The organism is Magnetospirillum fulvum MGU-K5 (assembly GCF_000442515.1).
GTDB lineage: Bacteria > Pseudomonadota > Alphaproteobacteria > Rhodospirillales > Magnetospirillaceae > Phaeospirillum > Phaeospirillum fulvum_B.
Window position 1 is genome coordinate 33086 of sequence record NZ_AQPH01000001.1, and the last position, 13949, is coordinate 47034.

General features: G+C 62.5%; 10 protein-coding genes and 1 pseudogene. 5 read left to right on the top strand and 6 right to left on the bottom strand.

The window, feature by feature from the left end; all coding sequences use genetic code 11:
* Window positions 1–19 precede the first annotated feature (19 nt).
* Both K678_RS00135 and K678_RS00140 read left to right on the top strand, forming a co-directional pair.
* Window positions 20–1111 carry a zinc transporter ZntB gene (locus tag K678_RS00135; protein WP_021130415.1) on the top strand — a complete coding sequence of 364 codons (1092 nt, stop codon included), beginning with the start codon at window positions 20–22 and terminating at the stop codon, window positions 1109–1111.
* The gene (locus tag K678_RS00140; protein ID WP_231376174.1) at window positions 1101–3266 is read left to right on the top strand and encodes an RNA degradosome polyphosphate kinase; all 2166 of its coding nucleotides are present in this window, start codon (window positions 1101–1103) and stop codon (window positions 3264–3266) included. Before K678_RS00135 ends, K678_RS00140 begins: the two co-directional genes overlap by 11 nt.
* Before the next feature lie 49 nt (window positions 3267–3315).
* Here the strand turns inward: K678_RS00140 and K678_RS00145 are convergent.
* Window positions 3316–3751, bottom strand: a pseudogene (locus K678_RS00145) (MaoC family dehydratase).
* Window positions 3752–3986: 235 nt separating this feature from the next.
* Here K678_RS00145 and K678_RS00150 point away from each other — a divergent pair.
* The 3 genes from K678_RS00150 to K678_RS00160 all read left to right on the top strand — a co-directional run bounded on the left by K678_RS00150 (window position 3987) and on the right by K678_RS00160 (window position 8818).
* Window positions 3987–5732: a hypothetical protein gene (locus tag K678_RS00150; RefSeq protein ID WP_021130418.1), complete on the top strand. Its 1746-nt coding sequence runs from the start codon at window positions 3987–3989 to the stop codon at window positions 5730–5732.
* Window positions 5733–5906: 174 nt separating this feature from the next.
* Entirely contained in the window at window positions 5907–7742 is a 1836-nt protein-coding gene (locus tag K678_RS00155) for a potassium/proton antiporter (protein ID WP_021130419.1), read from the top strand.
* Between the two features lie 14 nt (window positions 7743–7756).
* Window positions 7757–8818, top strand: a complete 1062-nt coding sequence (locus K678_RS00160) for an ankyrin repeat domain-containing protein (RefSeq protein ID WP_021130420.1) — start codon at window positions 7757–7759, stop codon at window positions 8816–8818.
* 28 nt (window positions 8819–8846) lie between these two features.
* Here the strand turns inward: K678_RS00160 and K678_RS00165 are convergent, their stop codons facing one another.
* The 5 genes from K678_RS00165 to K678_RS18905 form a co-directional block, all read right to left on the bottom strand.
* Window positions 8847–10127 carry an MFS transporter gene (locus K678_RS00165; protein WP_021130421.1) on the bottom strand — a complete coding sequence of 427 codons (1281 nt, stop codon included), beginning with the start codon at window positions 10125–10127 and terminating at the stop codon, window positions 8847–8849.
* 246 nt (window positions 10128–10373) lie between these two features.
* Entirely contained in the window at window positions 10374–12092 is a 1719-nt protein-coding gene (locus K678_RS00170; protein ID WP_231376175.1) for a methyl-accepting chemotaxis protein, read from the bottom strand.
* A gap of 505 nt (window positions 12093–12597) precedes the next feature.
* Window positions 12598–13119: a hypothetical protein gene (locus K678_RS00175; RefSeq protein WP_021130423.1), complete on the bottom strand. Its 522-nt coding sequence runs from the start codon at window positions 13117–13119 to the stop codon at window positions 12598–12600.
* Entirely contained in the window at window positions 13119–13583 is a 465-nt protein-coding gene (locus K678_RS00180) for a hypothetical protein (protein ID WP_021130424.1), read from the bottom strand. The genes K678_RS00175 and K678_RS00180 overlap by 1 nt, the downstream gene beginning before the upstream one ends.
* 2 nt (window positions 13584–13585) lie before the next feature.
* Window positions 13586–13762 carry a hypothetical protein gene (locus tag K678_RS18905; protein ID WP_021130425.1) on the bottom strand — a complete coding sequence of 59 codons (177 nt, stop codon included), beginning with the start codon at window positions 13760–13762 and terminating at the stop codon, window positions 13586–13588.
* Window positions 13763–13949: the final 187 nt, after the last annotated feature.

The following is a 13949-nucleotide window of genomic DNA, read 5'->3' on the forward strand; positions in this document are numbered from 1 at the left end:
GTGACAAGGAAGAGGTGTGATGGGAGTCGACAAGGAATTGGCCGCCGGGTTGGAGCCCGGATTGCGCTTTGCCATGCTGGCCACCGCCAGCGGCGGCTTCGTCGATCTGACCTGGACCGGGGTCGAGGCCTGGACCCCGATCGACGGGTTCCTGTGGATTCATCTCGAACGCGACGATCCGGTTGCCCAGGAATGGGTGCGGACTAAGGCCGGGCTTGACCCGCTGGTGGCGCTGGCGCTGCTGGCCGACGAATCCCGGCCTCGGGTCGAGGATGTCGACGATGCCTTGCTGGTGGTCCTGCGTGGTGTCAACAAGCCCCGCCCCGGCGAGGATCAGCCCGGTTCGGTCGATTCCGAATTGGTGCCGATCCATATCTGGATGGAAGCCGGTCGGTGCATCTCATTACGCGATAAGGATCACAGCCTTAACGCTCTGCGCGATCTGCGTCTGTCGATGCTGAATGGCAAGGGGCCGCGCACGGCGGGCGGGCTGATGGCCCGGATCGCCGAAAAAGTCACCGATCATGTCGGCGATCTGGTCGACGAGTTGGAAGAGAACGTTTCGCTGCTGGAAGACCGGTTGAGCGATGCCGATGCCGGGTCCGACCTACGCGCTTCGATTGCCGATTGTCGGCGTAGCGTGGTCCAGGTGCGGCGCTATCTGGCTCCGCAGCGCGACGCACTGTATCGGCTGCGCTCCGACGATGCGACTTGGCTGACCGATGTGGCGAAGACCCATCTGCGCGAGATCAGCGACCGGCTGATCCGCCATCTGGAAGATCTCGACGAAATCCGCCAGCGTGCCTCGATTTTGCAGGAAGAATTGGCGGCGGTCGTCGCCGAACAGACCAACAGCAATCTTTATACCCTATCGGTGGTGACAGTGATCATGCTGCCGATGACGTTCATCGCCGGTTATTTCGGAATGAATACCGGGGGTTTGCCGTTCGGTCTGGAGAATCAGAATGGAACAATACTTGCCAGCGTCCTGATCGCCGTGACCGCTCTTCTGACCGCGCTGGTGGTGCGCTACGGCATTCCACTGGGGCGGTATGGCCGGGTCGGGCGGATGCGGCGCGACAATAGTAAGACTGATGGAGATGGGGAATGACCGCGATGACCGAGACGGCGGCAAGCTTGCCGGAAGACCGTTTTTTAATCGCGAATTGTCGTGGCTGGCCTTTAACACGCGGGTGATAGAGGAAGCGTTCAACCCCCGTCATCCGCTGCTGGAACGGCTGCGCTTTCTGTCGATCTCGGCCTCTAACCTCGACGAGTTCTATATGGTCCGCGTTGCCGGGCTGAAAGGGCAGGTCGAAGCCGGGGTGTCAGCGCCCAGCCAGGATGGTTTGACCCCCGCCGAGCAATTGGAGGCGATCAGCCGCTATGCCGCCGAACTGATGGCAACGCAATATCGCGGCTGGCGCGAATTGAAGAGTGAGTTGCAGGCGGTCGGGATCACCGTGGTCAAGACTGATCACCTGACCATCGAAGATACCGTCTGGATGGGCCAGACCTTTGACGAGCAGATTTTTCCGGCGCTGACGCCGCTGGCGATCGACCCGGCCCATCCGTTTCCGTTCATTCCCAATCTTGGTATCGCGCTGGTGGTGCTGCTGACCCGTCGCTCGGATGGCGAGGCGCTGCGGGCCTTGATCCCGGTGCCGCCGCAATTGCGCCGCTTCCTCCGCCTCCCCGGCGAGGGGATCCGCTTCTATCCGCTGGAAGACGCGATCACCCTGTTCCTTGACCGCCTGTTCCCCGGCTTTCAGGTCGAAAGCGCCGGGATGTTCCGGGTTATCCGCGATTCCGAAATGGAAATCGACGAAGAGGCCGAGGATCTGGTCCGAGTCTTCGAATCCGCACTGAAGCGCCGACGCCTGGGGCGGGTGATTCTGCTGACCTTCAAGGTCGGAATCCCTGAGGCGCTGAAATCGCTGATCGTCGCCGAAATGAATGTCGACGAGCGCGATGTGTTCGAGTTCGAGGGGCGGTTGGGGCTGGTCGATGCCCGCCAGATCATCACCGATCAGCGCCACGATCTGTTGTTCCCGCCCTATAACGCCCGCTTCCCGGAACGGGTGCGCGATTTCGGCGGCGATTGCTTTGCCGCGATCCGTCAGAAGGACATTGTTGTCCACCACCCGTTCGAAAGCTTCGACGTGGTGGTCCAGTTCATCCGCCAGGCCGCGCGCGATCCCCAGGTCGTCGCGATCAAGCAGACGCTGTATCGCACCAGCGCCGATAGCCCAATCGTCAAGGCGCTGGTCGAGGCGGCCGAGGCGGGTAAGTCGGTCACCTGCATGGTCGAACTGAAGGCGCGTTTTGACGAGGAGGCCAATATCCACCTCGCCCGCAGCCTGGAACGGGCCGGAGCCCAGGTGGTGTTCGGCTTCATGGAACTGAAGACCCACGCTAAGATGTCGTTGGTGGTTCGGCGCGAGGAAAGCCGGTTGGTCTCCTATGTCCATTTCGGCACCGGCAATTACCATCCGATCACCGCGAAGATTTATACCGATCTGTCGTTCTTCACCTGCGACCCGCTGCTGTGCCGCGATGCGGCGCGGGCGTTCAATTTCATGACCGGCTATGCCGTGCCCGACGGGTTGGAGAAGCTGGCGATTGCGCCGTTGTTCCTGCGCGGCCGTCTGCTCGATTTGATCGAGGACGAAATTACCCATGCCAAGGCCGGGCGTCCGGCGATGATCTGGGCCAAGCTCAATTCCCTGGTCGATCCTCAATTGATCGACGCGCTGTACCGCGCCTCGCAGGCCGGGGTGGCGATCGAATTGGTGATTCGCGGCATCTGCTGCCTGCGTCCCGGCATTCCCGGTCTGTCGGAAACGATTCGGGTCCGCAGCATCGTCGGCCGCTTTCTTGAACATGCCCGCATCGTCTGTTTCGGCAACGGCAAGCCGTTGCCGTCGCGTGAGGCGAAAGTGTTCATCTCGTCGGCGGATTGGATGGGACGCAATATGGATCGACGGGTCGAGACCCTGGTTCCGATCGAGAATGCGACGGTGCACGCCCAGATTCTCGACGAGATCATGGTGGCCAATCTGCGCGATACGGCTCAGTGCTGGATGCTTGATGCCGACGGGGAATATCGCCGGGTCGATCCCGGCGAGACGCCGTTCAGCGCCCATAATTACTTTATGACCAACCCGTCACTGTCGGGCCGGGGCAGCGCCCTGATCACCGCGCCGGTGCGGGCGGGGGGCAGCGCGGCGGCGCGGCGGGGCAAGCGCAAGGCCGCTTCGGACTAAGGGGCACAACACGGGGCGGGAATGATCGCGCCCCGTGTTGTCGTCGATCTTATTCTCGCCGTTCGACCCGCAAGGTTGCTTCACCTTCCAGGACCACCTTGCCATCGACGGTTGCGGTGGTCTTGAAGGTCGCGAACTTGCGTTCCGGCACCAGCGCGATCAGTTCGACATGGGCGGTAACGGTATCGCCGATCCGCACCGGCGCCTTGAATTTCAGCGACTGGGCGACATAGATGCTGCCCGGTCCCGGCAGCCGGGTGCCGAACACCGTCGAGATGAACGCCGCCGACAGCATGCCATGGGCGATGCGGCCCTTGAACGGGGTGCCCTGGGCGAACTCTTCATTGATATGGACCGGGTTGAAATCGCCCGAAATTCCAGCAAAAGCGACGACATCGGCCTCGGTGACCGTTTTTGGCGAAACTGGCTGTTTGCCCGACGGACAAATCTTCGTAATACAGGCCGTGCAAGGATTCATCGCTCATGGTTTTGCCTCCCTTTTTTAGACGATGCTGCGGCGCAATAGAGCGAGTATAGCGTGCCGACGGGCTCAGTCCAAAGGAGGGAATCGCTACACTGTTGGTGTATGTTTGGGTTGGTGCGATACAAACCATGCTGATATACATAAAGCAAGATATACGCGATGACTCGGCTGCGGCTGGCACTCTCCCCAACATGCGCCATGCCGTGAGTTCCCATGGTCGAAAGGAAGGAAGAAGCATGAACCGGTCTTCGGATCTCGGGCGGATGCTGATGATTGGGGGGCTCGGCCTGTTTGTCGTGTTCACGTATTTCGGCTTCGCACCGCCCCATCACCATCTGCTCGAATTGCTGGCGAAGGCGCGTGATCCCGGACTGTTTCCCGCAGACCCCTTCCTGACCGATCCGGGGGCATTTGGCGCGTCGCTGCTGTACCCGCTGGTCCGCCTGACCGGCGTGCCGCTCGGCAACGATCTGTTCGGCTTTACTCTGCATCTGGCCGCCGGATTCTTGATCCTGGCCGGAGCGGTCGGTGTGGTGCGGCGGCGTTTGACCGGGGGCGACGAGGCCGCCGCGCTGCTGACGGTGCTGATCGGCTGCTTTTTCTTTGGGAAAGTGCTGGTTGGAGTTCAGGCGGCTCCGCTGCCGCTCTATACCCCGACGCCCCAGGGGATCGCCCATTTGTTCGGGATGGCGGCGTTGCTGGCTGGCCTTGACCGCCGCCCCGGTTTGGCTGCCGTTGCGGCCGCTGTGTCCGTCGCCATTGCTCCCGAGGGTAATGGTTTGATCGCGCTGGCGGTTCCGCTCTGGTTGGCGTTTGACCGTTCCCTGCCGCGTGCCTCGCTGCTGTGGGGGCTGCTGCCGTTGGCGGCGGCAGTGGCGATGGTGCGTGTCGTGGCCGCCCTTCCTCCGACCGGAAGCGATGTGGTGGCGTCTCTGGCCGGGCAGACTCCCTTGGCTGGTGTGCTGCTGGTGCTGGTCTGTCTTTGGGCGATCAGGGCGGGTCGGACCCCGGACGCCACGCCCACCCTGCGCGGCTGGTTGTGGGCGCTGGCTGGGCTGACCCTCGCCGTTGCGGGTGCCTCGCTGGCTTTGGTGTTTTTCCCGCAATTGCTGTCGCCGTCGCTGACGTCGGTGTTGGCGTTGCCGCTCGCCAGCGTTTATCTGACCTGGCTGGTTCTGACTGTCGCTTTGGCCCGCGTCGCCGTGTCGACCCGGCTGGCGGGACTGGAAAAGCTGCTGCTGCTCGGCGCGCTGCTGGTACTCGTTCCCGGCCCGGTCGCGATCGGGATTGCCGTCGCACTGGCGCTGCTCGCCCGTCTGCTGCTGCTGATCCGCGAAAAGCTGGGATGCGGGCTCGGGGTAGGGCTTCACCCGGCCGCGACTTTGGTTCCGCTTCTGCTGTTTCTGATGCTGGTCCGCAGTGGGACCGAGCTGGTTTCGCCGGTTTGGCTCGACCGCACCGCTTTGGCCCATTCCGCGAGATGGAGTGCGGGGGTTTACGCCAACCAATCCAGTTGGGAGGCGTGGGAGGCGCTGAAACCGCTGCCGGACTTCCCCCTGGTGGCGCTGTACGACAATCTGGCCTATCAGGTTCCCGATCTGAAGAGTGTGGCGTTGCCCGGCGCGTTGGAGGTGCATCCTGCCGCCAATCTCGCGGCGGGGAAGTCGCCTTTCCTGGCGCCGCCCGGCTTCGTTTCGGCCGATCCTGATCGGGCGCTGGAAGCGTCGCGTCGCGCCGCCGCGATTGCCGAATTGATCCGGGTTGTCGGTCGCGGCGAAGCCCTGTCCACCGATCCGGTGGGGTGGGTGAGGGCCGGGGCCGACCATCGCGCCATCGAGATTCCGGTCAGCCTGGAAACCTTCCTGTCCGAGCGGCAGATGGCGGTGCTGGTTCCGCCCGGATTGGCACGGCTGTTTCCCGCCTCGTTGCCACGTCGGACGGTGGGGGAGCAGGTTCTGATCGGTTTCGGCATCGCGCCCTGAGACCGGGAATGAGCGGGCGATTAGAAAAGAGGCGAAAAACCAGGACTTGACCATTGCGGCAGCAACGGCCCAGGCCTAAGCTTGGAAACGCAGGGGATTTTGGGTCTGGGCGGTCTCGTCCAGCCCGATCCCCGGCTCCCCCTCGACCCCCCCATCCGAAGGGCGCGCCCCCCGATGATCGAGTCCATGAACGTCGCCATCCTCATCGTTGCGGGGCTGGTGTCGCTCAGCATCTTCTCCAGCCTGCTCAGTACCCGCATCGGCGCTCCCTTATTGCTGGTGTTTCTCACCGTCGGATTGCTAGCCGGGGAAGACGGTTTGGGGCATCTTCGTTTCGATGATGCCCGTGCCGCCTATCTGATCGGGAGTGTCGCCCTGGCGGTGATTCTGTTCGATTCCGGGTTTCATACCGGCATCAAGGCCTTTCGCGCCGCCGCCTTTCCCGCTTTGACCTTGGCCAGCCTGGGCGTTCTGATCACCACCACGGTGGTGGCCATACCGACCCATTATTTGTTGGGGATGGGGTGGGTTGAATCCGCCTTGCTCGGCTCCATCGTCAGTTCGACCGACGCGGCGGCGGTGTTCTTCCTGCTGCGGGTGGGCGGGCTGAACCTGCGCGATCGCGTCCGCTCGACCCTCGAAGTCGAATCCGGCAGCAACGACCCGATGGCGATCTTCCTTACCTTGTCCCTGGTCGGTTTGTTGGCGGGACATCATGCGGTGTCGGGCTGGGCCGGCCTTACCATCCTGTCGGAATTTGCCACCCAGTTCGGCGTTGGCGCGCTGGCCGGGATGGCTGGCGGCGGGATGATCGTGTTCGCGGTCAACCGGATGGGGTTTGAGCGCGGGCTGCAACCCCTGGCCGCGATCAGTCTGGCGATGGTGGTGTTTGCCGCAACCGGGGTGATGCAGGGCAGCGGTTTCCTCGCGGTCTATATCGCCGGGCTGATCGCCGGAAACGCTCGGATTTCCGCCCCCGAAACGATGCGGCGGTTTCAGGAAGGGCTGACCTGGCTGGCCCAGATCGTGATGTTCCTGACTTTGGGCTTGCTGGCGACCCCATCGCAATTTGCGCCCTATATTCCGGGGGCTTTGGCGGTCGCGGTGGTACTGATGTTCATCGCCCGGCCGTTGGCGGTGTGGCTGTGTCTGCTGCCCTTTGGCTTTAAGCGCAATGACACCTCGTTCATCGCCTGGGTCGGATTGCGCGGCTCGGTGTCTGTGCTGTTGTCGATCGTGCCGATGGTGGCCGGGCTCAGCCATGGCCGCGATTACTTCATCGTGACCTTCCTGGTCGTGCTGGTCAGTCTGGCGTTGCAGGGGTGGACCATCGCTCCGGTCGCTCGCTTCCTCGGTCAGGTCGTGCCGCGCCGGATCGGCCCGGTCGAACGCATGGAGCTGGAAGTTCCCGGAGCCCGCCACGAATTGGTCGGCTATCGCGTCGTGGCGGATTCGATGGTGGCGCGGGGGCAACGTCTGCCCCGCTGGGCCGAGCCCTCGTTGGTGGTGCGGGACGGCCGCTCATTCGGCGCTTTCGCCGTCGGGGCGTTGCGTCCCGGCGACACTGCCTATCTGTTCGCCCGGCCAGAGCGGGTTCCTCATCTTGACCGGATGTTCGCCAGCGCGGCTCCGGCGGCCGAGGCCGACCACCGCTTCTTCGGCGATTTCGGACTGGCTCCGACGATCCAGATGAAGGAACTGGCGGTGTCCTATGGTCTGGATATTCCGCCCGAGGCGCAGAACCAGACCGCTTCGGAATGGCTGATCCGCCAGTTGGGCCATACCCCCGGCGTCGGCGACCGTGTCGCCTTGGGCGATGTCGAGTTGATTGTCCGCTCGCTCGATTGGGACGACACCATCGCCGAGATCGGTCTGGCGGTGGAGCCGACCGCCGTCGATCGGCCGCGTCTGCCGCTTCTGTTCCAAAGCCCGGCCGAGATGATAGGAATGGTGCGCCGCCTGTTTCGTGGCCGGGCCAAGCCGCCAGTGATACCGCCAACGGTTGAATGAGTGTGGAGGAGCCGTTGCGTCCGTGGGCTGTCCGAATCGGTGTGGTCCTGCTTCTGGCGATTGCCGGTGTCGGTGGTGGCTGGCTGTTGTCGTCGAAACCCGAGCCGGTTGTGCCGCCTGCTTCGGCACCTGCGGCTGATGTCGAGGCTCCGCCCGCTGCGGTCGAGCTGCCTCCGTCCGAGCCCGCCGAGGCACCGCCGCCTACCGAAGAGGCGTCAGTGTCCCCTCTGCCCCATACTCCGCAGGCGGCGTTTGCCCGGATTCAGACCGAGTTGAACCATGCCGCCGCTGGTCGCGATCTGACCTCGGTCGATTCCGACTCCGACCGTCTCGGGCTGGTGGCCGAAGCGTTGCGGCTGATTCTGTCTGGCGACGGTGTCGGGGCCAACCGTACCCTTGATACGGTCGAAGCGACGATCGCGGCGCGGATTCCTTCGGAAGCAAAGATGGAAACCGACCCCGCCCAGGTCGAGCGGCAGGAATGGTTGGTCAGCTACTTTGAGCTGTTGCCCGCTCCTCGCCGGAAAAGCGGCGATGCCGCCGTCACCGCCGCCTTTGTCCGTCTCACCCTGGTCCTGCGCAAGGTTGATGCGGTTCTGTTGGCGGGGATGCTGCCGCGGCTTAGCGATTACGATCTGGTGGCGCGGCGTGCGATGTCGGGGCCCTCGGCGTTCGACGGTCGCGGGCTGAAGCTGCCTTGTCGTCTTGCCGCGACCCAGCGGTCCCGTCTGGAAATTGCGGCAAGGACTTTGCGCCAACTTGCCGGGCCGTTGACCGATTGCCCGGTCGTGGCGGCACGAGCGACCGATTTTGCGGCGTTGGAACGCTTTGCCCGCGATCCGGTCCAGGGCCTCGCCACGATGGCATCGCACAAGCCGGTGCGGCCGGGAGCGTTCGCCACTCCGCTGATCAAGGCTGCAGCCAGCGGTAGTCTGGCCGAGATCGAAGCGGCGTTGCAGGGCGGGGGCGATCCCCTGCGTGCCGATGGGCGGGGCCTGACCGCGTTCCACTATCTGGCGGCGAACCGCACCCTGTCCGCCGCCGACCGGGCGCGGGCGGTGGCTCTGCTGTTTTAGAGCGGATTTCGATAGACCGAAATCCGCTCTACGGCGCGGCGTCTTTCGGGACCGTCAGCAGGACGAGGCCTCCCCCCAGTACCAGCAAAATCGAGATCGCGTACAAGGCCGCAGACGGATCGGACGAAAGGGCACGGATCCAGATCGCGATGTTGGGGCCGACATAGCCCCCCAGATTGCCGACGGAATTGATGAAGCCGATTCCGGCGGCGGCAGCGGTTCCGGTCAGGAACGCGGTGGGAATCGGCCAGAACAACGGTAACGAGCCGATGATTCCCAGCGCGCCAACCGACAGGAATAGCGTGGCGAGGACAGGGGAATCGGCGTAAAGCCCGCTGAGCGTCAATCCGGCCGCGCCGGTCGTGACGGTCAGGACGAAATGTAGGCGGCGTTCTCCCCGGCGGTCGGAATGGCGGCAGATCAGCAGCATCCCCAATGTTGCCACGCCATAGGGAATCGCCGACACCAGCCCGATATCCCAATAGCTGCGCACTCCGAACGAATGAACGATGGTCGGCAGCCAGAAGGCGACGCCGTAAAGGCCGATCGTCAGGGTGAAATAGACGGCGCAAAGGGCATAGACCTTGCCGGATTTGAAGACGTCGATCAGCCTGCGTTGCGGTTTTTTCGCCTCTTCCCCGTCGAGATTGTCCGCCAGGATTGCTTTTTCCGAAGCGGTCAGCCATTTCGCCTCGGCAATCGAACTGTCGAGGTAAAACAGAACCCAGATGCCGACGAGGATCGAGGGAATCCCCTCGACCAGAAACAGCCATTGCCATCCGGCCAGTCCGGCACGTCCCGACAGGGAATCCATCACTAAACCAGAGATCGGGTTGCCGATCACTCCGGCCAGCGGAACCGCCGCCATGAACCACGCGGTCCGGCTGGCGCGTCGGCGTGAGGGATACCACAGGGTCAGATAGAAAATGATGCCGGGGAAGAACCCGGCCTCGGCAACGCCCAGCAGAAAGCGCATCACCAGATAGACCGTCTCATCGGTCACGACCATCATCGCTGCGGAGACAACGCCCCAACTCATCATGATGCGGGCGATCCAGCGTCTGGCACCAAAACGATGCAGGGCCAGGTTGCTGGGGACCTCGAAAAAGAAATACCCGAGAAAGAAAATCCCCGCGCCGAAGGCATAGGCTGCGTCGCTGAGGCCCAGATCGGCCGACATCTGCAATTTGGCGAAGCCGACATTGACCCGGTCGAGATAGGCCAGGATGTAGCAAAGAAACAGGAACGGCAGAATGCGGAGATCGACCTTACGATAGGCCGCCGCAACGTCTTGGGCGCTGGCTGTCACGATATCGCTTTCACTTCGGGGCGGCCGGACGAAAACGGGACCTTGGGCTGACGCACATCCATGGCCTGTCTTTCGTCGGCGAACTGATCCGGCAAGTATCCATGTCTTCCCGGCCGAGGCAACCAGGACTTCCACGGACATGAACACGTCAGGAAAAGCGATGGGCGGGTACGGATCGCTAGCAAAAGGGATTCCCCCCGCTTAAACCGGGGGGAATCGTTAACAGATGGCAATACGCAAAAAGGTCTAGGCGCTTTTCACGCCGCTTAAGAAACTATCGACCACGCGCTTCAAATCATTGCTCTGGCTCATCAGGGACTTCGACGAGATCAGAACCTGTCTAGCACCGTCTCCGGTCTGGTTGGCAATTTCGCTGACCCCGCCAATAGTGTTCGAAACTTCCTGTGTTCCGATGGCTGCCTGCTGGACGTTGCGAGCAATTTCATTGGTTGCGGCGGATTGTTCCTCGACGGCCGAAGCGATTGTCGTGGCGATCTGATTGATCTCCTCGATCCGCTCGACGATCAGAACGATGGCTTTTACGGTGTTGTCAGTTGCGCTTTGCACGGCTCCGACCTGATTGGCGATTTCTTCTGTCGCGCGGGCGGTTTGGTTGGCGAGGTGTTTGACTTCGCCAGCAACCACGGCGAAGCCCTTCCCCGCTTCGCCAGCCCGTGCCGCTTCGATTGTGGCATTTAAAGCCAGCAGATTGGTTTGAGACGCTATATCGTTGATCAGGTCAACCACGGCACTGATTCTGCCCGAGGATTCGGCCAGACTTTGAACCAGAGCACTGGTCTGGCGTGCCTGATCGGCGGTGGCGTTCGAAACCCGAGAGGATTGCTCCATCTGGCGTCCGATCTCGGTGATTGAGGCAGACAGTTCTTCGGCCGCGCTTGCAACTGTCTGGACGCTGGCTGACGCCTGTTCCGTTGCGGCGGCGACAGCCGTGACTTGGCGGTGGGATTGTTCGGCGCTGGCGGACAGCATCTGGGCCGTGGCTTCCATATCGTGGCAGGCCGAGACGACAACCTCGATCACGTTACCGACGGAGCGATCGAAGGTGCCGGTCATCTCCTCGATCACTTTTGTCCGGCGTTCGCGGGATTCGCGCTGGTGTTCTTGCTGGGTACGCATTTCATCGGCTTGGCGGGCATTGTCGCGGAATACCAACGCCGCCCGGGCGATGTCGCCGATTTCATCGCGGCGTGCGGTGCCGTCGATCTCGCAGTTCAGGTTGCCCGCCGTTAATTGCTTCAAGACATCAATGATCCTTACGATCGGCTGCACGAGGCTTTTACTTGAAATCAGCATTCCGGCGACGACGCCGAGGACGATGCCGCCCAAGGTGGCGGTGATCATGATGATGCCCAGAGTTCTGGCCATCGACGCAGCGTCATCGGCAACGGCCGTTCCATCCGCGTCGAACGAATCAACGACCGCGCGCATGTGCTGGATCAGTGGTGTGGCCTGGGCGCGTGACGCCCGGACGATTTCATAGATCGCCTGCTGCTGGGGGTCGAGGACACGATCTTTCTGCGCCAGCGCCGCGCTTTCCGTTTTGCGGGCATGTGCGTAATAATCGGTGAAGGCGGCCCGGATTTCTTCCAGGTCCTTCCGGGAAGAGGGAGGGGCCAAAGACAGAAGCTTATCGAGGCTGGTCTGGACAGATTCAGCCGATTCTCTGAGGAATTTGGAGGCATCATCGACTTCGGCCGGGTTGGCGGCCATGCGGTATTCCGCCCGGTTCATGATGAGCAGATTCTGATTGAGCCGTCCCCCAAGCTTGACCAGATCGCCATAGGCGTCGATCCGTCGCGCGGCAGCGCTCATTTCCTGCAAGCTGTAGTAGCCAAGGGCGCTGATCGCGACCATGACGCAGGAGAGGATGGCGATAACGATCCCAATCTTATGGGAAATCTGGACATTGGCGAGCATGTGACACCTGTCGAAGATGCGAACCATACATACGACGGTCATATTGTCGCGACTAAAAGGATATTCAAGAACGTCTTTCGGCGGATAGAAGCAATGTGGCTTCAATCGGTGTCTACGCACGCCGCCGGATCACCAGAATCGGTGTTGCGATCTCGTCCGAGCAAAGGCGATCAGTGATCCGCGCCGATGAGGCGGTTTGGGAAGGGAGGCAATAACGATCGACACAGCCCGAGGAATGAAGTGACCCGGGGCGGTCAATTCTATGTTCGGCGTGGCATATGCGATCGCGAGACTTTCGCTAAGTCACTGATCTACAATGTAGAGTCAGGACTTAGGGAAAGTGGCGGAGGGGGCGGGATTCGAACCCGCGCTAGGGTTTGACACCCTAGGACGGTTTAGCAAACCAACCCAACAAGCCGCAAGATGGCCTCGCGATCCGCCAACTTCTTGAATTCATAAATAAATTTACCGCGCACCACACGCTAACAGCGCAGAAGACGCCGGTTTGCCCGACACGTTGGGTCGGCACAAATTACTTCACCGGTCCCGCCTTGGACAGCAGCACCGCTGCCTTGTCCGCACCGCTCGACGATCCGAAATAGTAGGCCACCACCTGCTCGGCCTTGGCCGACACGTAGCCGACCAGCGATCCCGCGAACGCGGCGGCGGCGGCATCCATGCCGGACAGGCCCCAGCCCAGGACGTAGGCCACGGTCCCGAAGAACCCTCCGACGATGACGAAGGCCAGCACCTTGGGCGTCCAGTCCTTGGCGTCCACCTCGCGCTTGCGGGCGCTGTCGCGGTCCCCCGCCGCGATCCGCTCCAGGTCGATATCAAGTTCGCGCATTTTCACAGCGAAATCCTGATCGGCCTTTTTCAGCGCCAGCAGTTGCTCGGGCGTGGCGCTGGTGACGGCGGCCGCCACGCTGTCTTCGCTGTCATCGCCCAGGCCGAACGCCCTGGCAATGGCCTTGGTGGCAAGGCCAGACAGCGGACCACCCAAAGCAGTGGCGATGCTCGGCGCCACCGTGCCGACGATCTTCTTCCAGTCCATTACGCAATCCTCCGGTTGGTGTCGAGGTCGAGGGCCAAGGCGACGCCGCGATTAATATCGGCGTCCGAGATCAGCGCCGCCGCCTGAGCGCCGTTCTCGTGACGGATGATCGCCCGCACCAGGGCGGTCATCACCAGGGCAGGCAGAGGGGCGGGCAGGGGATCGTCCGGGCCGACCTCGGCCGCACGGGCGACGGCGGCGACATAGGCCCCGGTGTCGTTCTCGTTCGGCGGTGCCCATCGCGTGATGAGGCCGCGCACGGTGTCGAGGCCGTATTTGCGGCGGTAAGTCCCCAGCAATTTCCCAACGGCGCGGATGCCGTGAGCCATGCTGTCGAAGCGGCAGAAGCGGGGAGAGGAGACGCCTTGTTCGACACCCAGGCACCCGACGAAGCCTTTGGTGCCGGGTCCATAGTCGATGTTGCCAGGGTTGTTGTTGCGGATACCGCGCGGGATCGTGGACATGGTCAGCCCTCCCCGGCAGTGTTGGACCGCGCCGCCCGATGCCAACGCCACACCAGGAAGGCGAGGCCCATGGAGAGCGATACGAACGACAAGACGACGTTGATGGTGGACAGCACCGGCACCCACGCGGGCGCGGTCAGGGCGGCGACGATGGAAGCGTTATCGATTCGCTCAGGCATTGGAAATCCTTTCAATCGGCCATGAAAAAACCGCCTCCGGGAGCCGGGGCGGTTGGCGAACGTTTGTGATTGGGCGCGATGGTTAGACGGTGGGTTTGGGGATCGCCGATTTGATCATCTCGACCTCGGCATCATATCGGGCCAAGTCTCCGAGCCTGCCCTGGCGGGCATCCTGTTCGGCGGCTCG

Excerpts from the sequence above, each read along its gene's own strand:
- K678_RS00135 (WP_021130415.1), top strand. The coding sequence starts at position 20 with ATGGGAGTCGACAAGGAATTGGCCGCCGGGTTGGAGCCCGGATTGCGC.
- K678_RS00140 (WP_231376174.1), top strand. The coding sequence starts at position 1,101 with ATGGGGAATGACCGCGATGACCGAGACGGCGGCAAGCTTGCCGGAAGA.
- K678_RS00150 (WP_021130418.1), top strand. The coding sequence starts at position 3,987 with ATGAACCGGTCTTCGGATCTCGGGCGGATGCTGATGATTGGGGGGCTC.
- K678_RS00155 (WP_021130419.1), top strand. The coding sequence starts at position 5,907 with ATGATCGAGTCCATGAACGTCGCCATCCTCATCGTTGCGGGGCTGGTG.
- K678_RS00170 (WP_231376175.1), bottom strand. The coding sequence starts at position 12,092 with ATGGTTCGCATCTTCGACAGGTGTCACATGCTCGCCAATGTCCAGATT.
- K678_RS00175 (WP_021130423.1), bottom strand. The coding sequence starts at position 13,119 with ATGGACTGGAAGAAGATCGTCGGCACGGTGGCGCCGAGCATCGCCACT.
- K678_RS00180 (WP_021130424.1), bottom strand. The coding sequence starts at position 13,583 with ATGTCCACGATCCCGCGCGGTATCCGCAACAACAACCCTGGCAACATC.
- K678_RS18905 (WP_021130425.1), bottom strand. The coding sequence starts at position 13,762 with ATGCCTGAGCGAATCGATAACGCTTCCATCGTCGCCGCCCTGACCGCG.